The organism is Synechococcus sp. 'PEA 65AY6A-5F PE A', from assembly GCF_047462575.1.
In the GTDB taxonomy this organism is placed as follows: Bacteria; Cyanobacteriota; Cyanobacteriia; order Thermostichales; family Thermostichaceae; genus Thermostichus.
Genome location: NZ_JAOALE010000020.1, coordinates 20,009 through 44,545 on the forward strand (window position 1 = coordinate 20,009; position 24,537 = coordinate 44,545).

Sequence of the window (24,537 nt, forward strand, 5' to 3'; positions counted from 1 at the left end):
GCCCCACCGCCTTGGAGTGCAGAAACTGCCTCAGTTGAGAAAACGCCCAACTGTTCGACCGCCAACGCTCTGTTTTGCTGCGCGGCTGTTGATTGACACGCTCCCGTATCCCCCGTGTACAGGAGGAAAAGGGCGGGCCTCCTGCCGTTTCTAGCTGAACTCCTAAGCGGCCTTGGCGTCGGTATCCCCAGACGGAAAGGACTTGAGGCGGGATCCCGCCAAGAATGTAAACGAAACGCCAAAAACTGTCACCCGATCCCTCGAAAAAGCTGGAGGGGTGGGGATATCCTGAAATAGGCAGCAACAGATCCGGTGCAGAGTTGAGCTGTGGCTCGTTCGCCAACAGGGTGGCTGTTACGCCAGCGAGGCAGCCCACAGGGTTGACATGGAAAGGCGGTCTTTTCTACAAAAGTTACTCCTGGTTGCTGCCGGCCTTGGTCTCTCTCCCGGCTGGTTGGTGGGTCAGGCTGAGCGCTACGGGCAAGCTTTGGCGGCCAGCTCCCGCAAGTTGGCTCTCTTGATAGGCATTAACCGCTACCCCGGCGAGGGATCCCCGTTACAGGGGTGTGTCACGGATGTGGAGCTGCAGCGGGAGCTGCTGCGGTATCGCTTTGGCTTTGACCCGGCAGACATTCTCATCCTCACCGATGGAGCTGCCACTTCAAGCGCGATCCAGTCAGCCTTTGCCGAGCACTTGGGAAGTGCAAGTCAGACGGCTGAAACGGTAGTGGTGCAGTTTAGCGGCTACGGCCAATGGCGGGCGGGATCTTCGCCCGAGCGCTGGCAGCCGGCGCTGCTGTTGGCTGGCCCTGAAGAAGCGGCGGCTATGGGTCTGGAGCGCTTTTTCCAGCTTGTGCAAAGCTTGGGCACAGCCCAGCTCACGACCGTACTCGATTGTGGCTTTACCTATGTTGCACCCGCAGTACGGGGCAACTTGCAACTGCGCTCCCGCCCGCCGAAAGTCCCCAAGGAAGTAGCCTCTACCTCCCCAGAGGCGGTGGCTCCCGGTCGCCTGCCTTCTGGTGAAGTGCAGCAGATTTGGCCCTCTCCGCCCAAGGGGTTGTTAATTGCCGCCACCACCCCCCAAGATTTGGCGGCAGAAGCCGCTTGGCCGGGATTTCATGCAGGGATACTCACCTACCTGTTGACGCAGTACCTGTGGGAGACCACACCTGCCACCCGCCTGCTGATAGCCTTCAACCAAGTGGCCGGTCAGCGGGAGCTGGGCCTGTTTGCTTGTCAGCGCCCCATCCTGGAGGGCAAAGAAACGGCTCGGCGCATCCCGCCCTACTTCCTCACCCCCCCTCAGGTGGGAGTCAGCGGCGCCATCCAGGAAGTGAAGGGGAATCGGGCCCAGGTGTGGCTGGGTGGGATCCCACCGGCGGCACTCTGCGGCTTGCAGCCAGGTACTCTTTTGGTTCCCATTGCTGCCGAGCCTTCCACCGCCTCGCCGGTGCCGCTGCTGATTCGTTCTCGCAGCGGCCTGTTGGCACAGGTGCAGCCGGCCAACGGGGAAGGTCAATTTCCCCCCGTGGGCACGCTGGTGCGGGAGCAGTTGCGCAGCCTCTCCAGCAGCCTCAAGCTTTTGGTGGGTCTGGAAGACAACTTAGGCCGCGTTGAAAAAGTAGATCTGACCAACGCCATCGCCGGCTACAGCTGGATGGAGACGGCCAACCCGCGCGAGCGCCAGGTGGATTGCCTGCTGGGCCGCATCACCCCCGAAATGGCCGCCGCCTTTCAATTGGACGCTCTGCCCAAACCCCTGGAAGTCAACAGCTACAGCCTCTTTTGGCCGGGGCGAGAATTGCTGCTCAATTCCTGCGGGCCGGCTGGGGAAGCTGCCGCTACGGCAGTGCAGCGGCTGGTGCCCCGTCTGGCCCATCTGCTGGCGGCCAAGCGCCTGCGGGCTACCCTCAACGCGGCAATCTCGCCGCTGGCGGTGGTGGGGGAATTGTCCACCAAGGGCAAACCCTTGCGGGGGTCACGGCTTGCCCAAGGGGCCGCTGCTCCTGGCGAGCCAGGCATGCCACGCTTTATGCGCGGGGATCCCCTCTATCTCACTCTGCGCAACGAGGGCGAGCAGGATCTGTTCGGGTACCTGTTGATGGTCGATTCCAGCGGGCAACTGCACCTGCTGGCCCCCATGCCCCAGGAGGACTTTGCCCTGCCGCTGCGCCTGGAGGCCAAGAGCAGCCTGACTTTGCCACCTCTGCCTGAGATGGCTGGCAATTCGCGCTCTGCCGTCAATCCTGATCTGCTCACCTGCCATGCCCAGGGGCTGACCGAGCTGCTGTTTGTGGCCAGCACTCGCCCCTTGTCGGCCAGCTTGGAAGCCCTCAAAACCATGGCCCGCAAGCTGGGGGTAGCCCGTTCGCCGCTGTTGCTCAATGGGCCGCTGGAATGGACGCAAATTCTCCTCGAGGAGTTGACCCAGCGTGCCCCCGAAGGGGATCCCGACTTGCGCTGGCTGGATCCCGGCCAGGCTGTTACCCTTTCCCTCACCTATTTGCTGGTTTAGCTCAGCAACAGGGCAAACAGGCCACAGAGAGCAATGCCATCGAAAACCCCGGCCCCGCCAATGCTGAGAATGCCCGAGCAATTGCGCCGCAGCACCTCCGGCAAGTGCAGCAGATCCGCTCCGATCACCGTGCCCAAAACCCCGCCAGCAAAGGCCACCGCCGGCGCCTGATCTCCAGCCCAGAACATGGCGGCCAAGGCTGCCGTAGCCGGGGCGGTCAAGGGATTCATCTGAATGCCGATTCCGGGCACCACGTGGGAAGCATAGTAGCTGACCACAGTCACCAGCGCCGTTACGGCCAGGATCAACAGCCCATCGGCCCGGCCAAATTGATACAGGGCCAAGAGCACCGGGATCAGCCCCCCGCCCACGTTCAGAGCAACCACGGTCTCCTGAGAGATCTTGGCCAACGGGATCCCCCAAAATTGCCGTATCCACAGGCTGGCCAGGTCTTCCACCAGCGTTACCTCGCACTTCACACGATACAGGGGAATATTGACCGAGCTGCCCGCCAGGATAGCCAGCAGCAGCAACAGCGCCCCCTCCCGCGAGAACCCCAACTTGCCCACCGCCAACGCCACCACATCCACTGCTAGCCCCAGCCAGAGGAAGGGCAATAGCAGTAGAAGCATTAAAAACAACAACAGTGAGACTGGCAGGTAGAACATGGCGGAGATTCCCTTTCCCCTATCCTATCAGGGCCCAAGCTGACTTCCCCAACCTTGGCCAGAAAAAAAGATCCCCACCTTTCACAAGTAAGCCTCAAGTAGGCTCTGTTAGACCGAAGATTTTACTGCGAATATTTTGAGCAATCTTGTAACCAGCACGCTGATCGCTGGGAGTCTTAGCTAGGGAAATTTGATAGCGGTTATCCCCGTGAAATCTAATCACAACATGATTTTTCTCTGAAACAACCTCAAAACCAAGCTTATGCAACTCTGCTTCATAACTATTATCGCACCATTTGCGGTAGCCTCTGAACAAATGATTTATATCTTCCCTAAGCCTTTGACGATAACTCTTACCTTCGTTTGCATGGTTATTCTGAATTAGGTCTTGGAGTACATGCTGGACTCTACTTCCCTTATGCACCTGATCGGCTGCTCTACTCAAGATCTCTAAGATAAAACTCTTGGCTTCTTCTCGATAAAAATCTCTTTCGCTTCTTGCTAAGACTATAGTATTAGTGTCGGCTTGCGCGAGATCCTCAATTCTCCGCCGAAGCTGTGCCCGCAGATGATCCAGTTCCGCTTGCTGACCTTGTAGCTGCTGCTCTTGTTTCTGAACTTGCTCAGACAAGTTCATGGTATTCTGCCGCCATTCTTGCCGCTCAGTTTTGAGCTGTTCTAGGAGCTTCTGATACTCTGCTAGATCAGCCTCAAGTCTCTGGAGCTTCTCTTCCCGCTGTTGGAGCTGGGTTCGAAGCTCATTCAGTTGACTTTCATAGCTGCGTAGCTGCTGATCCTTTTCTTCTATTTGCCGGGAGAGCTCCTCAATCTGCCGAGAGAGCCCCTCAATCTGGCTTCTCAAAGCTCGAGCCCGACTGCCGTGACGTTGGGCAACTTCCGCGGCTACCGCACTCCCAATTCCAGCGACTAGACCCACTCCCCCGGCCTTACTGAGTCGATCCAGGGGCGCGGCAGCTATACCAGCAGCGGCGAGGGCAGTAACGAGGTGAACATAGAAGGGCTTGCGTAAGTCCATTGAGAACCCCAGCTAGGCAGGAAGCTAGAGCTCAAGATATAAAGAACTCCACTTCCAGAAGAGGCGCTCTGAAGAATTGTTAAATTACGAAAAATTACGAAAAAGAGGCCCGCTGCTGCCTCTCCCCGAGGACTTGCAAGCCGTGATGCTCGTGTGCTGAATTAGCCTGTTTATTGAACAAGTTATGGGATCCCGGCCACTCCTGTTTGGCGGGCAGCTTGGATCACGGCGGCAGCCACCTGAGGAACTACCCGCCCATCGAAGACCGAGGGAATGATCCACTGGGGATCCAAATCTTCCGGTGGGATCAAATTGGCAATGGCCTGGGCGGCAGCCAGGCACATCTCAGTGTTGATCTGCTTGGCGCGGCAATCGAGAGCGCCGCGGAACACCCCTGGGAAGGCCAGCACATTGTTGATCTGGTTGGGGTAGTCGCTGCGCCCGGTGGCCATCACGGCGACTCGATCTGCCACCAGCTCGGGCTGGATCTCTGGCACCGGGTTGGCCAAGGCAAAGACAATGGGATCCGGCGCCATTTTCTCCACCATCTCTGGTGTCAAAGCATTGGCCACGCTCACCCCGATGAACACATCTGCTCCCACCAAAGCCTCTGCCAGGGATCCGCTCTCCTCAACGGCAACGGCAGCTTTCTCGGGGGTGAGGTCGGCGCGGGAGCGGCTGAGGATCCCTTGGCGGTCGCAGACCAGGATATGTCTGGCCCCGGCCCGTCGCAGCAGTTGAGTTACCGCAATACCGGCTGCTCCTGCCCCGTTGAGGACAATGCGCACCTCCTCTAGGCTTTTTTTAACCACCTTCAAGGCATTCAACAACGCTGCCAGCACCACAATGGCGGTGCCATGCTGATCGTCGTGGAACACCGGCAGGTTGAGACGGGCCTTGAGCTGCAACTCGATGGCAAAGCAGCGGGGGGCGCTGATGTCCTCCAGGTTGAAGCCGCCAAACCCCGGCGCCAGGCGCACCACCGTCTCCACAATTTCCCCCACCTCCTGGGTGGCCAGGCAGAGCGGGAAAGCATCGATATCAGCAAAGCGTTTGAACAGGGCTGCTTTTCCCTCCATCACTGGCAGAGCCGCCTCCGGGCCGATATTCCCCAGGCCCAGCACGGCGCTGCCATCGGTTACGATGCCAACGCAATTGCCCTTGATGGTGTATTCATACACAGCGCTGGGATCGGCGGCAATTTCCAGCGCCACCCGACCCACGCCCGGGGTATAGGCCATGGCCAGATCGGCGGCGCTCTCCAGGCGGCTTTTGGCCACCACCTGTAGCTTTCCCCCCCGGTGCAGCTCAAAGGTGCGATCCACCACCCGCTCCACTTTTACGTTGGGCAAAGAGGCAACAGCGGCGCGAATTTGCTCGGCATGCTCGCTGCTAACGGCATCCACGCAGATTTCCCGCACCGTTTCGGCTGCCGATTGGTGGATGAGGTCGATCTGGCTGAGGCTGCCTCCCACCTCGGCAATAGCTTGGGTAACACGGGCCAGCGCTCCTGGCTGGTTGGGCAGGCGCAGACGTAGAGCAATGCTGTAGCTGGAGCTGGGGGTGAGTTTTGTCATAGCTTTCTATAGTAGAAGAAAAATTGCCTTCAGCAGAGCAAGCTCCTCAACACTGAGCCCTCCGGTTCGGCACCCAACCTTCTCCCTCCGGAAGCAGGGTTGGGGGTGAGAATAACCCTAGGATCGAGAAATCCCGAAGACAGGCGATCCTCCTTCTTGCATATGACAGCTTCTGCTGCGGCAACTTCCGATTCCGACCTCAATACTTTTGCCGATTGGCTGGAAGGTTACTACAGCAACCGCGCCCAAGCCATGGCAGAACCGGTGTGGTTTGTACCGGTGAGCCTTTGGTACGTGCGCCTTCCCCACCTGTTTTCAGAAGGAATCGGCTTTTTTACCGAGCAATTTAACGAGCACACGCCGGGCCGGTTTTACCGCAGCCGGGTGCTGCAGGTATTGGCGGATCCCTTGCGGATCGAGAACTATAAGTTGCGGGATCAAGCGGCTTGGGCAGGTGCCTCTCAGGATCTGCAGCACTTGGCGCAGCTTTCTCTGTCTGACTTGCAGCATTTGCCCGGTTGTCGCATCCTCGTAGAAAAGCGCGCAGACTGCTACCACGGCCAGATGCTGCCGGGCGGTGGCTGCCGCCTCAACCCCGGCGACAGCACCTACATCCACATCGAGTTTGACCTCACAGCCCAGGAATTCATCACCTGGGATCGCGGCTTCGACGCCACCACCGGCCAACAAACTTGGGGATCCCGCGCCGGCCCTTACCGCTACCAGAAAAGGATCCCTGTGGTATTTCCCCCTCGCCCCTAAGGGTTCGGAAAACTGTTGGGCTAGCTAGGAGGGCTATGGGAACAAAAAAGGAAACAGGTCGCGGAAACCCCTGCGCAGCTTGAGCAAAAAGATCAGCCGCTCCACCTCTGGAGAAACAGATCCGGTTTCGGGCCGGGCTGCCAGGGCTGCCTGGAGTTGCAGAGCTTCGCCAGCGGTGAGGGGCTGATTATCGACCGGAGAGCGAGCCTGCAAATCTGGCTGCGCCCGCAGCACCTCCTCAGGGATTTCAGAAGCCGGGGGCAAAGCCAAGGCCTGATTCGGCGGATACAGCAGGAACACCAGCAGACTGGCCCATCCACTGCTCCTTTTGACCCAATGCTTTCGGTTCACCGGATGCAAATCTCTCGGTCCACTCCGCCTTATCCTAGCTACCCCAGGGATCCTCAGCCCCTCTCCCGGCACCCTAGAACCAGTACCGTATAAGCCGGGGAACATCACACCTGCCGGAATCCAGGCCCGTCAAACGGTCAAACCACAGCGAGCCAGTCCTCAGCTCCCTAATCTTACTCGGGATCTTGCCCAGGCCGTCTTTTTGCAGCGAGCCAAAATCCCCCTTAGCCGGCCATTGCTTCCGAGCGCTCTTGGATCACTCGGTCTACAATGCCGTAGGCTTGGGCTTCCGTAGCCGAGAGGTAGAAATCCCGCTCCACATCCCGCTCGATTTTCTCCAGCGGCTGGCCAGTCATTTGCGCCAAGAGCTCATTCATACGCCGCTTGACCCGCAAAGTTTCGCGGGCGCGAATTTCGATATCGCTGGCCTGACCTTGGATCATCCCCAGGGAAGGCTGGTGCAGCATGATGCGGGAGTGGGGCAGGGCAAAGCGTTTTCCCTTGGTGCCGGCAGCCAGCAAGAAGGCCCCCATCGAGGCTGCTTGGCCCACGCAAACGGTAACAATGTCGGGCTTGACGTGGTTCATGGTGTCGTAAATGGCCATGCCCGCCGTTACAGAGCCACCAGGAGAGTTGATGTACATCACAATATCCTTTTGCGGATCCTGGGAGTTGAGGTAGAGCATCACCCCCACGATGGTATTGGCCAGGTTGTCGTCGATGGGCTCGCCGATAAACAAGATCCGCTCTTGGTACAGGCGGTCGTCGAGGCTGATCCACTGGCTGTAGGGCTCACCGGGCAGACGGTAGGGAACGCGAGGCACTCCAATCGGCATAAGTTTCTCCTGGCAAAGTACAGAACACTACACAGAACGATGCGCTTGCAAGAGGTCTTGCGCGCTCAAATCTAGCTGGGGCAAAACCGAGGAAACAATGCGTTCAGGGCCGGTTTTAACCTCGTCTTCGTATTCCCCGCCAACCCAGCGCGACACCGACTGCTTGGCGGGATCCACAATCCAGTATTCCAGGATCCCACGGGCAGCATAGTCTTTGCGCTTGTCTTGATAATCACGTTTTTCATTGTCTATTCCAGGAGAAACCACTTCCACCACCAGCAGCGGCGGGGGCATGGGCAGCCGAAGGGTTCCGCGACCGTTCCCCAGCAAGCTCACATGGTCAGGATGTAAAACCATCACATCTGGGTTGCGAAACCGAGCCTTGGCTGCGGGCACTTCGACCTCAACTTGGCCCAAGCTCAGGCGTTGGACGGGCAAAAACTTGAGCAATTCCGCAATCAGAAACAGCTCAATGAGGGTGTTAATGCGCTCCTCAGTTGGCACTTCCCGAATATACCCGTCTTCAAGTTCAAGCCGTCCTTCATAAGGCCAGCTTTTGAGGCGTAGGTACTCCTCCGCCGTTAAAGGCTGTACAGGGACCTGAACCATCGACGGATCCCTCTGCTTCAGCTTTTGGCTGTTGCCAACTTCGGCAGGGCTTTGGAGCTGGTCAACACCTGATCGATAAGACCGTAGGCTTTGGCCTCTTCCGGAGTCATGAAAAACAGCCGCTCCGTATCCTTCTTGATGCGCTCTATGGGCTGGCCCGTGCTGCGAGATAATTCCTCCAGCATCATGTTGCGCAAGGTCAAGATCTCGCGGGTGCGAATTTCAATATCGCTGGCCTGTCCACGGGTGCCCCCATACGGCTGATGCAGCACGATCGTGGCATTGGGCAAACTGGCCCGGAACCCCTTGGCGCCCGCCGCCAACAGCATGGCCGCCATGCCAATGGCATTGCCAATGCAGATGGTATGCACCGGCGGCTTGATGTAGTTCATCGTATCCAGAATGGCAAAAGCTGCCGTGTCGTAGCTGTAGGTGCCCGTCGAGTTGATGTACATCTTGATCGGCTTTTCCCGATCCTCGTACTGCAAATACAGCAATTGTTCCACAATCAGCTTGGTGACGTTGGCATTCGCCTCCTCGGCCAGGGGCAGACCCAGATAGACAATGCGCTCTTGCAGCAGCAGCGAAGCCAAATCGGGAGGCGGAGTCCGAACCGGAGCGCCGCCATAGTAGTAGGTCGATTGCACCATGCCAAAGTTCTCCTACGGCCAATCCCTTGACTCTAGAGACAACTTCCTAGAACGACAGCACAGATGAAGGAGAAGAGCAAGGGATCCGAGAACAGCAGCGGATCCCTTGTCTTCCTAAGAACCAGAACCTGAACGGGAGGCGGCAGCTTTACTCCGCTCCCTGGGGCAAGAGCACCCGCTCCGGCTCCGTGACCAGCACCTTGGGCTTACGCTCCTCGTCCACATCGATGAGGACTTCTGATCCCTCTTTGACGTGGCCAGTCAAGATCTCTTCTGCCAGGATGTCTTCCAACAGGCGCTGAATAGCACGGCGCAGCGGACGTGCCCCATAGCTGGGGTTGTAGCCCTCCTCCACCAGCAGATCCTTGAAGCGATCGCTGACCGTGAGGTAAATCTTCTTCTCCTTCATGCGGTCGAACACTTCCTTGAGCAGGATGTCGGCGATCTGCTTCACTTCCTCCTTGGTCAGTTGCCGGAAGACGATGATCTCGTCCACCCGGTTGAGGAACTCGGGGCGGAAGTACTGCTTCAGCTCCTCGTGCACCAAGTTGCGGATGCGGTTGTAGTTCGCATCTTCGTCGTTGGTGTTGAACTCGAAGCCGAGGCTGCCACCACCCTTCTCGATGACCTTCGAGCCAATGTTCGAGGTCATCACGATCAGGGTGTTTTTGAAGTCCACCGTGCGGCCCTTGGCGTCGGTCAGGCGGCCGTCCTCCAGGATCTGCAGCAGCAGGTTGAACACGTCCGGGTGGGCCTTCTCGATCTCATCGAAGAGCACCACCGTGTAGGGACGGCGCCGCACCGCTTCCGTAAGCTGCCCCCCCTCGTTGTAGCCGACATATCCGGGCGGGGATCCGATCAGCTTGCTGACCGTGTGCCGCTCCATGTACTCCGACATGTCGAGGCGGATCATAGCCGACTCGGAGCCGAAGAAGTAGGCCGCCAGGGCTTTGGTCAGCTCGGTTTTGCCTACCCCTGTTGGGCCGGAGAAGATGAAGCTGGCGATGGGACGGTTGGGGTTTTTCAGCCCCACGCGAGCCCGACGAATGGCCCGCGAGATGGCCCGCACCGCCTCATCTTGGCCGATGATGCGCTGGTGCAGGGTTTCCTCCATGTGCAGCAGCTTCTCCGACTCGCTCTCGGTCAGCTTGGCCACTGGCACGCCCGTCCAGGCGCTCACCACTTGGGCGATGTCCTCTTCGGTGACCTCTGGCATCTCTTGGCGGCTGCTTTCCTCGGCTTTTTTGGCCGCCGCAATGGCGCGGATCTGCTGCTTGATCTCCATCTCCCGATCCCGCAGCTCGCCGGCCCTGTCGAAGTCTTGGGCCCGCACCGCGGCATCCTTCTCCTTAAGCACCCGCCGCAGCTCCTGATCCAGCTCCCGCGCCGCCGGCGGCAGTTGCGAGTTGATCAGGCGCACCCGCGAAGCCGCCTCGTCGATGAGGTCGATGGCCTTGTCCGGCAGGAAGCGGTCAGAGATGTATTGGTCGGCCAGCTTGGCCGCCGCCTCCAAGGCCGCGTCGGAGATCTTCAGCTTGTGGTGCTGCTCGTAGCGCTCCCGCAGGCCAAACAGGATCTCGATCGTCTCTGAAACGCTCGGCTCGCCCACCATGATGGGCTGGAAGCGACGCTCCAGGGCGGCATCCCGCTCGATGTGCTTGCGGTACTCATCCAGCGTGGTGGCGCCGATGCACTGCAGCTCGCCGCGGGCCAAAGCCGGCTTGAGGATGTTGGCGGCATCGATGGCCCCTTCGGCAGCCCCGGCTCCAATGAGGGTGTGCACCTCGTCGATGACCAGGATGATGTTGCCGGCGTTGCGGATCTCATCCATGATCTTCTTGAGGCGCTCCTCAAACTCGCCGCGGTACTTGGTGCCAGCCACCAACAGGCCGATATCCAGGCTGACCACCCGCTTGTCGGCCAAGATGTCGGGCACGTCCCCCTGCACGATGCGCTGGGCCAGACCTTCGGCGATGGCGGTCTTGCCCACGCCCGGCTCGCCGATAAGAACGGGGTTGTTCTTGGTGCGGCGGCCCAAGATCTGGATCACGCGCTCGATCTCCCGCGTCCGACCCACCACGGGATCCAGCTTGCCCTCTTGGGCCAATTGGGTGAGGTTGGAGCCGAATTCGTCCAGGGTTGGCGTCTTGGTGCGGCTGGAAGACCCACCCCCTGCCGTCACTTCGGCGGTCTCGCCCAACATGCGGATCACCTGGGTGCGCACCTTGGACAGATCCACCCCCAGGTTTTCCAGGACGCGAGCAGCTACCCCTTCCCCTTCGCGGATCAGGCCCAGGAGCAGGTGCTCAGTGCCGATGTAGTTGTGGCCGAGCTGGCGAGCTTCTTCTAAGGAGAGCTCCAGCACTCGCTTGGCGCGGGGAGTGAAAGGGATCTCGACGGCCACAAAGCCGGATCCCCGGCCAATAATTTTCTCGACTTCAATGCGGGCGTCCTTCAAGTTCACTCCCATGGACTTGAGAACTTTGGCGGCGACCCCAGTGCCCTCGCCGATTAACCCCAACAAGATTTGCTCGGTGCCAACGAAATTGTGACCCAACCGTCTGGCCTCCTCCTGGGCCAGCATGATCACCTTGATGGCTTTTTCCGTAAAGCGTTCAAACATGATCCTCGGGCTCCCTACGCCTGCATCAAGGCGGACTTGATAGGCCTAATCCTAACACAGGATTCAGGCCAACTAAGGGACGGTAAATACCCCAGACGAAAAATCATCTGGGATCGTGACGCGCCTGGAGAGATTTGAACTCCCGACACCGTGGTCCGTAGCCACGTGCTCTAGTCCACTGAGCTACAGGCGCAAGCTATCTACCTGCAAGAAAAGCGAAACAGCCACGGTTGAAGACCCGTCTCTCCTATCCAGAGATGGAAGCTTATCAATGTGGCTTAGGTATTCTAGCACAAGAGCGTTTTTTGGGAAGTCCAACGGGGGTGTAGATATCCGCCAACGTTCAACAATGCCCTGGCCAGGATCGCGGAACTTCTCCCCCCACCTCGAGGCCGGCTTGGGAGCTGCTGGCCGCAAGCACCTGCGTCCAGACCTGGCCGTTGCGCTGCCACAGCCGCACCTGCAGATGGCCGGCCAGGGTGTCGCGGCAGTTGCGCCGCATCCCTTCCGGGCCAGGGGTGAAGACGGTTTGCCCAGGCCGCTGGGTGTGACCTTCCAGTTGGATGCACCAACGGGCGTCTTCGCCGCGCACCTGCCAGGATCCCCAGGGATCCACCTGCCAGGTTAGCCGAGCTTGGCCGGGCCGCCACTCCAAAAAAGGCTGGGATCCCCACCCATGCAGGCTGATCAGGGCCACTTCTTCGGGGCGGGTGAGCACCTGCCGCTCAGCTCCGGCACAGGTGAGGCTGAGGCCGGAATGGTTGGGAAAGGCGTTGCACTGGATCCAAAACCAGCGGCGAGGGAAGCTTTGTCCCCAGTTTTTTTCGGCGTAGGCGGGGGCCTGCTCGAATTCGAAGCGCCTGCCCCGCCACTCCACCCAGCCGCTGGCCAGGCCGTGGCTCATCAGGATCTGCCAGCCCGGCTCGAAGATGGGCAGATAAGACCAGGCTCCCATGGTGGCCCGCGGTGGGATCCCGTAGGCAGAGCAGAGTTGAATGCGATAGAGCCAGCGGATGGCCTCGCCTCTGACAGGATCTGGCAGGATCCCCTGGTTGAGGCGGGCGGTGTATTGGTAGCCGCTGGCGGTGTGTTGGAAGAAGGTGAGGGGCTCCTGCAGCCCTCGCCAGCTCTCGCCTGGCCCGCCAGCGTGCCCCAAGGCCAGGTGCCGCCAACTGGCCCAGAAGCGCTGTGGATTGGGGAAGGTGCGCCAATGCAGCTCCTCCTCTGGCCCCAACACCTGCGCCATGCCTCCCCGCCTGGGGTCGATGGCGTACATGAAGGCAAAGCTGAGGGGCGGATCCCCAGGTAAAGTGACCCGGCTGTACCAGCCCTCGAAAAACGGCTCGGCACAGCCATCCCAGTGATAGCCGCCATGGGGCAGGGATCCCCAGTCCGTTGAGCCGTTTTGCTTAAAGCACTCTGCCACCGGAGAGCAACTCCCTCGAGAATCGCCAGAAGATAGAAAAAAGTCTATAGCTACCAAAAGAACAATTGTATTGTTTCTACGTCTGTCTGCTTTTAGGATATCAACCAAGCTGAGATTTTAAGTCCAACTTTTTGGGACTTTTCGGCCTTAAGTTTGTGCCCTATGCGATGCTGAATACGCCCGCAGATGGGGGCACTTCGGCTGAGGGGGTAGGGTACGCCTGCGCTAGGTTAGTCGTCCGACGGTTCTATCTTGGGATCCAAGCTCTTGGCGGTAAGGCGCAAGGCTTCCGCCTGATCCATCACTCGAGGCGCTTGCACTGCCGTCTCAACCCCTTGCCGATAGCTCTCCCACAAGGGCATTTCCGGGTAGGTTTGCTGCAATTTTTTGATCTCATCTAGCAGAGCGCCCAGCCAGCCAGACGTACCCCAGGTGAGCAAAAACTGCAAGGGATTCCAGAGGTTGAGTTGCCGCCCCAATTCGTTGAGGCTTTCGTTGCGAATGGGCGGGTCGAAGATGTCGGCCACCGTCATCAACTGGCGCGCCAAGAGCGGCCTGAGGGTTGTCTCAGCAGCCTCCACAACGGCGGGAAGAGCGGCTTGGATGCGCTCGGGACTGGGAATGTGCCGGGCCTGGGGCAAAGCTTGCAGCAGCAGCTCCAGGCGTCGTTCAGCTTCTGCCGACTCCAAAGCCGATTCTAGGGTTGTGCCCACGCTGAGAAACACTTCCCCCGTCAACAGCCGCACAGCGTCGATAACCAAGTGGTACAGGGGCGGGATCGCCAGCTTGATCCATTCGCTTTGGAAAAACTCCCGCAGCCGCCGCGCCAGATAGTCCCCCACTTGGGTGGTTTGGATCCCCACTTGGGTGAGGGAGAGGTACCAGTCGGGGGGGGATCCCTTGGGATCAAGCCACTGGCGCAGAGTTTGCCATTCCTCTTCTGTGAGGGCAGTTCGCCCCTGTTTTAAGACGCTGCGCCGCAGCTTGCCCTCGGCATTCAAGAGCTTGCGCAGCTCCGGTGTGCCCAGCAAAGAGAGGGCGCCTGCGGATCCCACGCTGCCGATCTCGACAGCAATAAGGGCGGCCAAGAGGGCGGCTGAGGCTTCCACTTGGATCTCGCCGCTTTTGTCCATCACCAAAGGTAGGCGGCTGTTGCCATAGGCCCGCAGGCTCATCGCCTCCAAGGTAGAGCGCTGCTCAGAGGTCAAGGCCCCCGCCCAGGCAGGGATGCCGTTGGTGGCTGCTTCGGGGTGTGGTGGCTCCTGCAGGCTGTGATACAGCAGGCTGGCCAGCCAGGCGCGGTCGGCGGCCCGTTCCAGAGAGCCGATGACCACCTCCCATTGGCAGGGGTTGAGCAGAGGCAAAAGCGCTTGCAGCTCTCGCCGGAGGGGCTCTGGAGAGGTTGTGGCTCTGGCTTTGTCTAGAGTTGCCTGCAGCCGATCTCGCGCCTCGCGGCACAAGCCGCCCCACTCCAGTTGCCAACGAGCTAGGGTCTGCTGCACTGTTTCTTCGGAGCGTCGGGGCAGCTCCTGCCAGCCCGCCTCCAGTTGCTGCCACAGCTCCTCCCAGTTCAGATCCCCGGCCCTAGAAGGTGGAGAGTTCGCCGGCGCGGCAGGTGGGGCAGCGTTGGGATCAAGATTGGGGGAGAAGAGGTTAGGCATGGGCAAACTGGGCCGCGGGGGAATTACCGGCATTATAGCTAGGGGTATAAGGCAAGCTGCGGTAAGCCCAAGGTTTCCGGCCACCCCATCATTAGGTTGAGGCATTGCACCGCTTGCCCGGCTTGTCCCTTCATCAGGTTGTCGATCACCGACAGGACAATGACCCGGTTGGTGCGGGTATCCACTTCCACCCCAATCATGCAGGTGTTGGTGCCGGCAACCCACTTGGTTTGCGGGTAAACGCCGCGGGGCAGCACCTTGACCCAGGGGGATTGGCGATAGAAGGCGTTGTAAATGGTGATGAGATCTTCGCCCACAAGGCCAGGATCCCGCAGGTTGGCGTACAAGGTCACGTGGATGCCCCGCACCATCGGCACCAGGTGGGGCGTAAATTGCACGGTGATGGGGGTGTGGGTGAGGTCGGAGCAGGCCTGCTCGATCTCGGGTGTGTGCCGGTGTTGGGCCACGCCATAGGCGCCTAGCGAGCTGTCCACCTCGGCAAATAGGGATCCCAGCTTGGGGGTGCGGCCCGCCCCCGAGACGCCCGATTTGGCATCGAAAATCAGGCTGTCCAGCTCCACCAACCCCTGCCGCAGCAGAGGGGCAACCGCCAACAGGGAGGCCGTGGGGTAGCAGCCGGGGCAGGCTACCAGTTGCGCTTGGGCGATGGCCTCCCGGTAGAGTTCTGGCAGCCCGTAAACCGCCTGCTCGTTGGCCTGGCGATAGGCAGGGCTAGGCCAGTTGGGATCCGTCTGCCCCAGGCGATACCAGGATTGGTAGGTGGCCAGGTTGCGAAAGCGGTAGTCTGCTGAGAGATCGAGAACTTTGCACCCTTTGGCCAGCAAAGGCGGCGCCAGGTCTGCCGCCAGGCCGTTGGGCAGAGACAAAAAGACAACGTCGCTGCTAGCAGCAATGGCCTCCACATCCACAGGCTGGATGGTCAAATCCACCGCCTGGGCCAGGTGAGGATAGAGATCCCCGTAGCGTTTGCCGGCGCTGTCTTGACCGGCCAGGTAGGTGATCTGCGCGCCGGGGTGTTCGCTGAGCAGCCGCACCAGCTGCACCCCTCCATAGCCGGAGGCCCCGACAATGGCGACGCGGACAGGATCGGTGGGGGGAAGAGAACGAGGCGCCGTAGTGGCCATGGGGGATGCTTGTGCAGAATTGCAAAGCTGACGGGTTGCCTTACTATTTATCGCATTTGCCGCTGCCTTGTTGAACTCACCTGCTCTGTTGGGCTCAGTGTTGCCTGAGCCGGGAGTTATACTGGGCTCACGCGAGCCGCCCAAGCCTCAGCAGCCGCCTTGGCTGTTGAGGTCGTGCCCAGGGATGTTCCCTACCTCGTCGGGAAGGGTTATATGTACTACGAACAATTGATTAACATGATCCTGCGGGCCTGCGGCCAAAGCAGCCGCCACGGCCTGGATCAGGAAACGTTGACCCTCTACTCCGAAGGCCCCTACACCCTCTACAGGCTCACCTCCCATTTCGACCGCCGCTCCATTTTCGTTTTGGCCCAAAACCAGCGGGATATGTTTGTCTCTGGAGATGCGTTTCACAGCAAGCTGATCCCGGGAGAATGGCAGGAGTGGCTGCACCAGAAGGCTTTGGCTGTTGCCGACAAGACACCCCAGGCCAGCTAGCCGGCGAGGGCCAAAACTCCGGGCTGAACCTGCTGGGGCACCACTGAGAGCCGATCCAACTTGGCACAATAGGCCAGGTCGCTGTCGTTTTCGGGGCTAATTGCCAGCAGCCGCTGCCCATGGCTGGAGCGCCGCAACAGGCCCAGGAGATTGTCTTGCCAAGTTTGGTAGAGGGCCAGGGCGGCTACTGCCTCGTCGTTGCCCAACTGCTCCCACGAGCAGCCCAGGCGATGCAGAACTGCCCCGGCACAGGCGGTGTCTTCCAAAGCAAACGCCCCTTCCCAGCCGGATCCCACCAGCCACACCTCGGCAAAAGCTCCTCGCCTGAGAAACTCCACTACCGCTCCCAAGTTCACCAGGGCCGCCGTGATCACCACCGGGATCCTTTCTAAGCGCTGCAGGGTGCGGGTGCCGTTGGTGGTACTCATGAAGATGCGCTGGTCCCGCACGCGCTCTGGGGTGTACTCGCGGGGGGAGTTGCCTAGGTCAAATCCCGTCACCGTTTTGCCGCCTCGCTCCCCGGCCAAGAGCCGTTTGGAGGCCGGCCAGCTCCGGCTGGCCGCTTGCAAGGACTGCAAGTCGGCAAACACCTCAACGGCCTCTGCCCCTGCCGCCAGAGCTGCGGCGATGGTGGTGGTGGCCCGCAGCACGTCGATGGCCACTGCGCAGGCTGGGATCCCTGCCGGAGGGACTTGCTCAGGGGTGTGGAAGTGGAAAAGTTGCATGAGAGAGGGAGCAAAAAAGGTTCAACTAGAGCCCCACGAGAGCTTATTAGAACTCACGCCGGGCAAACACCAGCACCGTCAAAATGAGCAGCAAAACGGTGTAGATCAGACCGTAAAGCGCGTCGCCAAGGAGCTGGGTGGGCGGAGGAATTTGGCCGTAAACGGCAGCATCTCTTAGATTAAAGCGCTCCAGATCCGGCAAGACCAAGTAAATGACCTCGAACACCTTGCCAAAACCTGCGTCTTCCACCAGCTTGCTTAACTGCAGCAGGGCGCGGCTGGCGTGGCCCATAATGAACAGGGCAATGGTGTAGAGGGTGGCCAAAATTGGAGAGGTAAAAACCCCAAACAGCAGCGCTGCCGCCACAATCAGCACCAGTTCCAAAAAGGTGAAAACTACTGCCCAGAGAATGGCCCAGGGGGAAATGGGGGCCTGCACCAACAGCAGGCTTAGCAAAAAGACGGCCGTCATTATGACCAGCAGCACCGACAGCAAAGCCGACAGGCCCAGATGCTTGCCGACAATAAACTCCGCCCGGCTCATGGGCTTGGCAATCAGCACATAGACCGTGCGCCTCTCGATCTCTTTATTCACCAGCCCGGTGCCGACGAAAATAGCCACCACCAGCGCCAGGAAGTGGATAGCGGCCAGACCCAGATCGGCAATGATCTTGTTGTGGGCCTGGTTGGCTACCTGGGGGATCAAAACGATGGCTCCCAACATGGCCACCGCAAACACCATCACCAGATAGAGAACGCGATCCCGAATCGTTTCCCGGAAAACATTCTGGGCAATGGCCACGACGCGCGCCGCATCCATAAGCTGACCTCAAGCAAGCGACATCCAGCTATACACTTGTAGAAGTCCAGCTTTATTCTATGCAGTTCCAGGCCCAGATTCAGATCCACCTGCGCCCCTCGGTACTTGATCCTGCTGGGGCTGCTCTCCAGGCTAGCTTGCATCAGTTAGGGCATACCCAGGTGCAGGGAGTGCGCATTGGCAAACACATCCAACTGCGGCTAGAGGCCCCTGACGCCGAAACTGCCCGAGAGCAGGTGAACGAGCTGTGCGAGCAACTGCTGGCCAATCCGGTCATCGAGACCTATCAAATCCAAGTGGATCCTGTAGAGAGTTGATTGCTCACGCCTAGCCCTCACCACCTTTTTGTTTTCACAGCAAGGGATCCCCATGGCCAAGGTAAGGTTTGGCATTGTCGTTTTCCCCGGTTCCAATTGTGACCGCGACGTGGCCTGGGTAACCCGCGGCCTCTTGGGCTGCCCGACGCGACTCATCTGGCACCGGGAAACCGATTTATCGGGGCTGGATGTGGTGGTGCTGCCAGGGGGCTTCAGCTACGGGGATTATCTACGAGCTGGGGCGCTGGCCCGTTTTGCGCCAGTGATGGGATCCCTGGCCGAGCATGGGGCGCGGGGGGGCTATGTCCTGGGCATTTGCAACGGCTTCCAGATCTTGACAGAAGCCGGTCTGCTGCCGGGGGCGCTGGTGCGCAACGCCAACCTGCACTTTATCTGCGACCGGGTAGGGATCCGCGTGGAGCGGCAAGACCTGCCCTGGACCAGCGCTTACCCTTGCGGAGCCACCCTGACCCTGCCCATCGCCCATGGGGAAGGCCGCTACGTCTGCGATGCCGATACCCTCAAGCAGTTGCAGGACAGGGGGCAGATCGTCTTTCGCTATGCTCCGGTCGCGCCCAATGGCTCGGTGGACAACATCGCCGGCATTTGTGACCCTAGCGGTCGCATCCTCGGCCTGATGCCTCACCCGGAGCGGGCGGCGGATCCCGACTTGCCGGGGCAGGATGGGATCCCTTTTTGGCAGTCGATTGTGCAAAGCCTGTCCAGTTAGCCCTGCTGAGCCTGAGCCAACACCTGGCGCACTTGGTTCACCATCTCCTCGTGATCCACGACTGGCTTGGCAAGGTAACCATCGGCCCCACTCTGGGCCAAAAAAGTCTCCCGGTCGCCCCGCATGGCGTGGGCCGTTACCAAGAGGATAGGAATGGAGCTGGTGCGGGGATCCCCCTTCAGCAGTTGGGCAATGCGGATCCCGTCCACGGCCTCGCCACGAAAGGTGCTTTGAGAAAGGGAGACATCCAGCAAAATCACGTCCACCTCGTGCGCCTGCGCCAGCCGTAGGATCTCCTCCACATCCTGGCTGTGAAAGACCTCAAACCCGCCTCGCCGCCGCAACACTTTGTCGAAAACGCGGGCGTTAATTGGATCGTCTTCCACCAGCAGCACTGTTGCCATCGCTAACCTGAAGTTGACTTGGTTGCGAACTCGAGCCGCAGCAATCCCCGTAGTTCTGGAAACCATCCCGAAGCAATTCTAGCCATCCCATTCGAGCAGTGGGACAAGAGCTCCCCCTCCAAAATACTGATAACAAATCTCAATAAAGCTCAATAAAGTAGCGCCAGTAGCTACCCCCTCTGCCAGCAGGAGAGGACAGCTACCGTTTTGAAAACAGCTTTGCTGGGTTGCCTGGGGGATACTCTACCAGCCTGGAACCGAGCGCCCTCTGAAAACAAAACAAAAACAAGGCCGGGGATTTTTCCGGCCTTGTACGGGGTACAACTGCCGTCTCTTTTGGCCGCCTCAACCCACTCAACACTCTCAGCAAGCCGACAACAGCAGCCCCTGGCGCAGGTTACTTCTTCTGAATCCTAGGAGTTTCGCGAAAGGCGACGGCAAAAAACAGAAGGCCCAGCGTCAAAAACAGAATAAAGGTGTAGGTGATGGCTTCCATACCAACCTCCAAATCAGAATCCTAAGGGGGCTTGATTCCAGATTAGCTCAAAGCCGCCAGCACCCCCTCTCCCCAGAGAAACACAGTGCCGGCGGTCATCCCGCGAGAAAGCCTTACGCTTCTTGCACCTTGCGCGTGGTGGGATCCCCCACTTTCTGGAAGACGCCGAATTCCACCATTTCCTCGCTCATGTTCGGGTCAATACCGGCGAACACATCCCGGAAGAGAGTACGGGCGCCGTGCCAGATGTGCCCGAAGAAGAACAGCAGCGCAAAGACCGCGTGGGCGAAGGTAAACCAACCGCGGGGGCTGGTGTGGAAAGTGCCGTCGGCCTTAGGCGTTTCGCGGTCGAACTCGAAGAGCTGGCCCAACTGAGCCATACGGGCATACTTTTTAACCGTTGGCGGGTCAGTGAACACCTGACCGTCCAGCTTGCCGCCGTAGAACTCCACCGTCACGCCCACCTGCTCAAAGCTGTAGCGTGACTCGGCGCGCCGGAAGGGAATGTCCGCCCGCACCACGCCATCGGCGTCCCGCAGGATGACGGGGAACGTCTCGAAGAAGTTGGGCATGCGTTGCACCGTCAGCTCCCGACCTTCACGGTCCCGGAAGACGGGGTAGCCCAGCCACTCGATAGCAATACCGTCTCCCTTGTTCATCGGACCAGCCCGGAACAAACCACCCTTGGCCGGGCTGTTACCCACGTAATCGTAGAAGAGCAGCGACTTGGGGAGAGAATTGTAGGCCTCGCTGCGGGTCATCCCGGCCTCCATAGCGGCATTGACGCGCCGGTTAATTTCCTGGTTGAAATAGCCGGAGTCCCATTGGTAGCGGGTGGGGCCAAACAGCTCCACAGGAGTGGTGGCACTGCCGTACCACATCGTCCCGGCCACCACAAAGCCGGCAAAAAACACGGCCGCAATCGAGCTGGAGAGCACGCTCTCAATGTTCCCCATGCGCAGAGCCTTGTAGAGGCGTTGGGGTGGGCGTACTGTAATGTGAAACAGGCCGGCAATGATGCCCACGATGCCCGCGGCAATGTGGTGGGCCACCACCCCGCCAGCGTTGTAGGGGTTAAACCCTGCCGGCCCCCACTCCGGCGCCACCGGCTGCACATGCCCTGTCGTCGCGTAGGGGTCGCTGACCCACATCCCTGGGCCAAACACCCCCGTCAGGTGAAAAGCCCCAAAGCCGAAACAAAGGATCCCGGCCAAGAGCAGGTGGATCCCAAAAATCTTCGGCAAGTCCAAAGCCGGCTCGCCGGTACGGGGATCCCGGAACAGCTCCAGATCCCAGTACACCCAGTGCCAGCAGGCGGCCAAAAAGAGCAAGCCAGACAAAACAATGTGAGCAGTGGCTACCCCTTCAAACGTCCAGAAGCCGGGATTGGCCACGCTCTCGCCGTAGATATTCCAGCCGCCCCAGGAGTTGACCACCCCCAGACGCACCATGAATGGCATGACGAACATGCCCTGACGCCACATCGGATTCAGGACAGGATCCGATGGATCGAAAATAGCCGTTTCATACAGCGCCATCGATCCGGCCCAACCTGCCACCAGCGCAGTGTGCATCAGGTGTACCGCGATCAGGCGACCTGGGTCATTTAATACAACGGTGTGGACCCGGTACCACGGTAGTCCCATAAAGCTCGATCCTCCACGTTCTCCAACACTTGCGCGATATCCAGTCAAAAAACTGAAGCCGACATCTTCACCTGGGATCCTTACCTAAGCAGTCTCTTCAGTGTCGAGGGGTGCCGCACCCACCTAACCCAAGAGCGCACCCAGTGAGGACATCGCTCTCAGAATTTTCATCACAGGCATCAAACAGTATAACGAAACGCAACTGACCTGAGCGGCTTCAGGCGGGATGCCCTCTTATCTGCCATCATCTTCCCAGATCTCTCGCCAAAGATTAAAAATATGATTTAAAGTGTAACAATACTTAGCAAACCCTGGAGCTTTCCTGGCTCAATCTGAAAGGTGTCGTGGTTTCGGGCGAGATTATGGCAACGATTCGCTTTGTCAACGAGAATAGAGAGATCGTCGTCGCGGAAGGCGCTAACCTGCGCTTGAAGGCGCTGGAGAACCAGATCGACCTCTACAAGATGATGGCCAAGCTGCTCAACTGCGGCGGCAACGGCCAGTGTGGCACCTGTGTGGTGGAGATTGTCGAGGGAGCCGAGAACCTCTCTCCCCGCACCGAGGCGGAAAACCGCAAGCTCAAGCGCAAGCCCGATACCTATCGTCTCGCCTGCCAGACGAAGGTATTGGGGGATGTTGCGGTGAAGACGAAACCCTAGAGCCGGCTTGGCCGCTTTTGGGCAAGGCGTACCTGAGAATGGTATGCTAGCTGCCAGTTGGGTTTGCGGCGTGTGCAGCTATGGAGACGAACTACCTGGGCCTTTTGGCCACCATTTTGGTTATTCTGGTGCCCTCGATCTTCCTGGTGATCTTGTACGTGCAGACTTCCAGCAAGTCGGAGAGCTGACCTAGGCCCATGAAGGCAAGTCTTACCTCCTGCTGAGGAACCAAGGCTCACAGTCGACGATGACATCCAAAGCTCGACGGGGATCCCCGCTGGAAAAGGGGATCCCTCTACTTTTTGCGCCAAGCTGTCCCTTGGCCGAGGCCCTCTCCACCTGGAGCCCTCCGGCAACGGTTCCTGCCTGTCTGTGTTGCCTGCGAGAAGGTTTCCGCTTCCCTAGCTAGAAATCTATAGCCTTCATCGGAAAACTTGATTTTTATCTATCCTAGTTTGCCACTAGGATGCCTCTTAAGATTTTTTACAGGATCTCAGTAGGCGATGGGGTCAGGCGGGATTCCTGGCCGTAAGGAGGATTATGAGTTTGGACGGGCTGGTCAGAACCGCGTGGTTAATTCCCCTCTATGCGCTAGTGGCGTGGCTGGGGGCGTTGATTTGGTCCCCTGGGATCACCCGGCGCACCGGCCCCCGACCGGCGGGCTATCTAAATGCGCTGCTGACCTTGGTGGCGTTCTTGCACAGTGTGGGGGCGCTGGTGGCGATTTGGGATCAGCCGGCGCAGGTGATTCGGCTGCCCTGGCTGCAGGTAGGGGATCTGGTGTTGGAGCTGCCGCTGCAGGTTTCATCGCTAACGCTGGGGGCCTGCGCCGTGGTGACGGGGCTAAACCTGGCGGCCCAGATCTACGGCTTTGGCTACATGGAAATGGACTGGGGCTGGGCGCGGTTCTTCTCGCTGCTGGGCCTGTTTGAGGGGGGGATGTGCGCTCTGGCTCTGTGCGACTCTTTGTTTTTCAGCTACGTCATCCTGGAGATTTTGACTCTGGGCACCTACCTGTTGGTGGGCTTTTGGTTTAACCAATCGCTGGTGGTAACTGGGGCCCGGGATGCTTTTCTAACCAAGCGCATCGGCGACCTGTTGCTCTTGATGGGGGTCATCGCCATCTATCCTTTGACGGGATCCTGGGAGTTTGAGGACTTGACGGCTTGGGCAAAGTCGGTGCAGGCAGGAGCTATCTCTGTGGATCCGAACTTGATCGCCTTGGTGGGGCTGGGGTTGCTGGCCGGCCCTGTGGGCAAGTGTGCCCAGTTCCCTCTGCATCTGTGGCTGGATGAGGCGATGGAAGGGCCGATCCCCTCTACGATCTTGCGCAATGCGGTGGTGGTGGGCACAGGAGCTTGGGTGTTGATTCGGCTGCAGCCGCTCTATGAGCTTTCCCCGACGGTGTTGCGGCTGATGCTGGTGATCGGGGGGCTGACGGCAGTGGGGGGATCCCTGGTGGCCCTGGCCCAAATTGATGCCAAGCGGGCCTTGTCCTACCTGGTGAGCGCCTACATGGGCTTGATCTTTGTAGCGGTGGGCACAGGACACACGCAACAGGCCTACCAACTGCTGCTCACCTATGCCCCGGCGATGGCCTTGCTGGTGATGGCGCTGGGCATGGTGATCTGGAACAGCATTACCCAGGATCTGCGCTATCTGGGGGGCTTGTGGTCGCGGCGGCCCATTTCCGGCCTGTGCTTTTTGACGGGGATGGCCGGCATGGTGGCCCTGCCGCCTTTCGGCTCCTTCTGGGTGCTGACGGATCTGTGGCAGCAGTTGGCGCAATCGGGGCAGGGGCTGTGGGCGGCAGTGGTGCTGGTCACCAACGCGGTAACGGCGCTGGGGCTGACGCGGGTATTCGGCCTGGTTTGGGGAGGCAAGCCGCAGCAGATGAGCGAGCGCTCCCCAGAGGTGCACTGGCCGATGATGTTGCCCAGCACGGCCATGATGGGGGTGACGCTGCATGTGCCGATGATTCTGGCGGCCTTGGATCTCTTGCCGGCTCTGCAGGGGATCCCGATTGCGGTGATGGCCGGATCCAGCTTGGCGGGCATCGCGTTGGGAGCCTGGCTGTACCTGCCGCGGGGGCGGCGGCCAGTGGACTGGGCTTTCTTGGCCGACTGGCAGGATCTGCTGGCCAACGACTTCTACACCCCCAAGCTCTACCGCGCCAGCGTGGTGTTTGTGGTGCGCATCATTTCTGAGGTTACGGCCCTCTTTGACCGCTACGTGGTGGACGGCGTGGTGAATTTGACCAGCTTAGTTGTGCTGGCAGGAGGTCAGGTTTTGAAATACACCACCTCCGGCCAGTTGCAGGCCTATGTGCTGACGATTGTGGTGGGGGTGGCCCTGCTGGGCTGGCTAATTCTCTAGGCAG

24 protein-coding genes and 1 tRNA gene are annotated in these 24,537 nt (G+C 59.6%); 8 read left to right on the forward strand and 17 right to left on the reverse strand.

Annotation, left to right across the window (positions count from 1 at the left end; genetic code table 11):
* Positions 1-385 precede the first annotated feature (385 nt).
* The gene (locus GG26_RS08180) at positions 386-2,518 is read left to right on the forward strand and encodes a caspase family protein (protein ID WP_011429560.1); all 2,133 of its coding nucleotides are present in this window, start codon (positions 386-388) and stop codon (positions 2,516-2,518) included.
* On the opposite strand, the gene GG26_RS08185 is transcribed toward GG26_RS08180, so the two are convergent.
* The 3 genes from GG26_RS08185 to GG26_RS08195 all read right to left on the reverse strand — a co-directional run bounded on the left by GG26_RS08185 (position 2,515) and on the right by GG26_RS08195 (position 5,799).
* Positions 2,515-3,150: a DUF1614 domain-containing protein gene (locus GG26_RS08185; protein ID WP_414389895.1), complete on the reverse strand. Its 636-nt coding sequence runs from the start codon at positions 3,148-3,150 to the stop codon at positions 2,515-2,517. The genes GG26_RS08180 and GG26_RS08185 overlap by 4 nt on opposite strands.
* A gap of 130 nt (positions 3,151-3,280) precedes the next feature.
* Positions 3,281-4,048, reverse strand: coding sequence for a hypothetical protein (locus GG26_RS08190; protein WP_414389897.1), 768 nt, complete (start codon positions 4,046-4,048; stop codon positions 3,281-3,283).
* 356 nt (positions 4,049-4,404) lie between these two features.
* On the reverse strand, positions 4,405-5,799 hold the full coding sequence (locus GG26_RS08195; protein ID WP_011429558.1) for a malic enzyme-like NAD(P)-binding protein: 1,395 nt from the start codon (positions 5,797-5,799) through the stop codon (positions 4,405-4,407).
* A 162-nt stretch (positions 5,800-5,961) separates the two neighbouring features.
* Between GG26_RS08195 and GG26_RS08200 the strand changes: the two genes are divergently transcribed.
* Positions 5,962-6,561, forward strand: coding sequence for a chromophore lyase CpcT/CpeT (locus GG26_RS08200; RefSeq protein WP_414389900.1), 600 nt, complete (start codon positions 5,962-5,964; stop codon positions 6,559-6,561).
* Between the two features lie 33 nt (positions 6,562-6,594).
* Here GG26_RS08200 and GG26_RS08205 read toward each other — a convergent pair whose 3' ends face one another.
* The 9 genes from GG26_RS08205 to argC all read right to left on the reverse strand — a co-directional run bounded on the left by GG26_RS08205 (position 6,595) and on the right by argC (position 15,862).
* Positions 6,595-6,861, reverse strand: a complete 267-nt coding sequence (locus GG26_RS08205) for a hypothetical protein (protein WP_041438869.1) — start codon at positions 6,859-6,861, stop codon at positions 6,595-6,597.
* A gap of 275 nt (positions 6,862-7,136) precedes the next feature.
* Positions 7,137-7,748 (reverse strand): ATP-dependent Clp protease proteolytic subunit, encoded by a 612-nt coding sequence (locus GG26_RS08210; RefSeq protein WP_011429555.1) that lies wholly within the window; start codon positions 7,746-7,748, stop codon positions 7,137-7,139.
* Between the two features lie 27 nt (positions 7,749-7,775).
* Positions 7,776-8,357: a Uma2 family endonuclease gene (locus tag GG26_RS08215; RefSeq protein ID WP_011429554.1), complete on the reverse strand. Its 582-nt coding sequence runs from the start codon at positions 8,355-8,357 to the stop codon at positions 7,776-7,778.
* 17 nt (positions 8,358-8,374) lie between these two features.
* The gene (locus tag GG26_RS08220; RefSeq protein WP_011429553.1) at positions 8,375-9,007 is read right to left on the reverse strand and encodes an ATP-dependent Clp protease proteolytic subunit; all 633 of its coding nucleotides are present in this window, start codon (positions 9,005-9,007) and stop codon (positions 8,375-8,377) included.
* A gap of 148 nt (positions 9,008-9,155) precedes the next feature.
* Entirely contained in the window at positions 9,156-11,630 is a 2,475-nt protein-coding gene (locus GG26_RS08225; protein ID WP_011429552.1) for an ATP-dependent Clp protease ATP-binding subunit, read from the reverse strand.
* 119 nt (positions 11,631-11,749) lie between these two features.
* Positions 11,750-11,823 (reverse strand) — tRNA-Arg (locus tag GG26_RS08230).
* Between the two features lie 150 nt (positions 11,824-11,973).
* Positions 11,974-13,056, reverse strand: a complete 1,083-nt coding sequence (locus GG26_RS08235; protein ID WP_414389905.1) for a tocopherol cyclase family protein — start codon at positions 13,054-13,056, stop codon at positions 11,974-11,976.
* Between the two features lie 230 nt (positions 13,057-13,286).
* The gene (locus tag GG26_RS08240; RefSeq protein ID WP_414389907.1) at positions 13,287-14,822 is read right to left on the reverse strand and encodes a hypothetical protein; all 1,536 of its coding nucleotides are present in this window, start codon (positions 14,820-14,822) and stop codon (positions 13,287-13,289) included.
* Entirely contained in the window at positions 14,756-15,862 is a 1,107-nt protein-coding gene (argC, locus tag GG26_RS08245) for an N-acetyl-gamma-glutamyl-phosphate reductase (protein ID WP_414389910.1), read from the reverse strand. The genes GG26_RS08240 and argC overlap by 67 nt, the downstream gene beginning before the upstream one ends.
* A 213-nt stretch (positions 15,863-16,075) precedes the next feature.
* Here argC and GG26_RS08250 point away from each other — a divergent pair, with 213 nt between their 5' ends.
* On the forward strand, positions 16,076-16,360 hold the full coding sequence (locus GG26_RS08250; RefSeq protein WP_414389912.1) for a hypothetical protein: 285 nt from the start codon (positions 16,076-16,078) through the stop codon (positions 16,358-16,360).
* Here GG26_RS08250 and GG26_RS08255 read toward each other — a convergent pair.
* Both GG26_RS08255 and GG26_RS08260 read right to left on the reverse strand, forming a co-directional pair.
* Positions 16,357-17,085, reverse strand: coding sequence for a 2-phosphosulfolactate phosphatase family protein (locus GG26_RS08255; RefSeq protein WP_011429547.1), 729 nt, complete (start codon positions 17,083-17,085; stop codon positions 16,357-16,359). The genes GG26_RS08250 and GG26_RS08255 overlap by 4 nt on opposite strands.
* A gap of 46 nt (positions 17,086-17,131) precedes the next feature.
* A complete protein-coding gene (locus tag GG26_RS08260; RefSeq protein ID WP_011429546.1) occupies positions 17,132-17,905 on the reverse strand; it encodes an ABC transporter permease in 774 nt (257 codons plus the stop codon).
* A 59-nt stretch (positions 17,906-17,964) separates the two neighbouring features.
* On the opposite strand from GG26_RS08260, the gene purS reads away from it, so the two are divergent.
* On the forward strand, positions 17,965-18,222 hold the full coding sequence (gene purS / locus GG26_RS08265; RefSeq protein WP_099812391.1) for a phosphoribosylformylglycinamidine synthase subunit PurS: 258 nt from the start codon (positions 17,965-17,967) through the stop codon (positions 18,220-18,222).
* A 52-nt stretch (positions 18,223-18,274) separates the two neighbouring features.
* A complete protein-coding gene (gene purQ, locus GG26_RS08270) occupies positions 18,275-18,952 on the forward strand; it encodes a phosphoribosylformylglycinamidine synthase subunit PurQ (RefSeq protein WP_099812392.1) in 678 nt (225 codons plus the stop codon).
* On the opposite strand, the gene GG26_RS08275 is transcribed toward purQ, so the two are convergent.
* The 3 genes from GG26_RS08275 to psbB form a co-directional block, all read right to left on the reverse strand.
* A complete protein-coding gene (locus GG26_RS08275; RefSeq protein WP_414389917.1) occupies positions 18,949-19,356 on the reverse strand; it encodes a response regulator in 408 nt (135 codons plus the stop codon). The genes purQ and GG26_RS08275 overlap by 4 nt on opposite strands.
* Before the next feature lie 397 nt (positions 19,357-19,753).
* Positions 19,754-19,852, reverse strand: coding sequence for a photosystem II reaction center protein T (locus tag GG26_RS08280; protein ID WP_011429542.1), 99 nt, complete (start codon positions 19,850-19,852; stop codon positions 19,754-19,756).
* A 113-nt stretch (positions 19,853-19,965) separates the two neighbouring features.
* Positions 19,966-21,498, reverse strand: a complete 1,533-nt coding sequence (gene psbB, locus GG26_RS08285; RefSeq protein WP_099812394.1) for a photosystem II chlorophyll-binding protein CP47 — start codon at positions 21,496-21,498, stop codon at positions 19,966-19,968.
* A 362-nt stretch (positions 21,499-21,860) separates the two neighbouring features.
* Between psbB and GG26_RS08290 the strand changes: the two genes are divergently transcribed.
* The 3 genes from GG26_RS08290 (at position 21,861) to GG26_RS08300 (ending at position 24,533) form a co-directional block, all read left to right on the forward strand.
* The gene (locus GG26_RS08290) at positions 21,861-22,157 is read left to right on the forward strand and encodes a 2Fe-2S iron-sulfur cluster-binding protein (RefSeq protein ID WP_011429540.1); all 297 of its coding nucleotides are present in this window, start codon (positions 21,861-21,863) and stop codon (positions 22,155-22,157) included.
* Positions 22,158-22,237: 80 nt separating this feature from the next.
* Positions 22,238-22,345, forward strand: a complete 108-nt coding sequence (psbM, locus tag GG26_RS08295) for a photosystem II reaction center protein PsbM (protein WP_011429539.1) — start codon at positions 22,238-22,240, stop codon at positions 22,343-22,345.
* Between the two features lie 352 nt (positions 22,346-22,697).
* Positions 22,698-24,533 carry an NAD(P)H-quinone oxidoreductase subunit F gene (locus GG26_RS08300; RefSeq protein WP_011429537.1) on the forward strand — a complete coding sequence of 612 codons (1,836 nt, stop codon included), beginning with the start codon at positions 22,698-22,700 and terminating at the stop codon, positions 24,531-24,533.
* Positions 24,534-24,537: the final 4 nt, after the last annotated feature.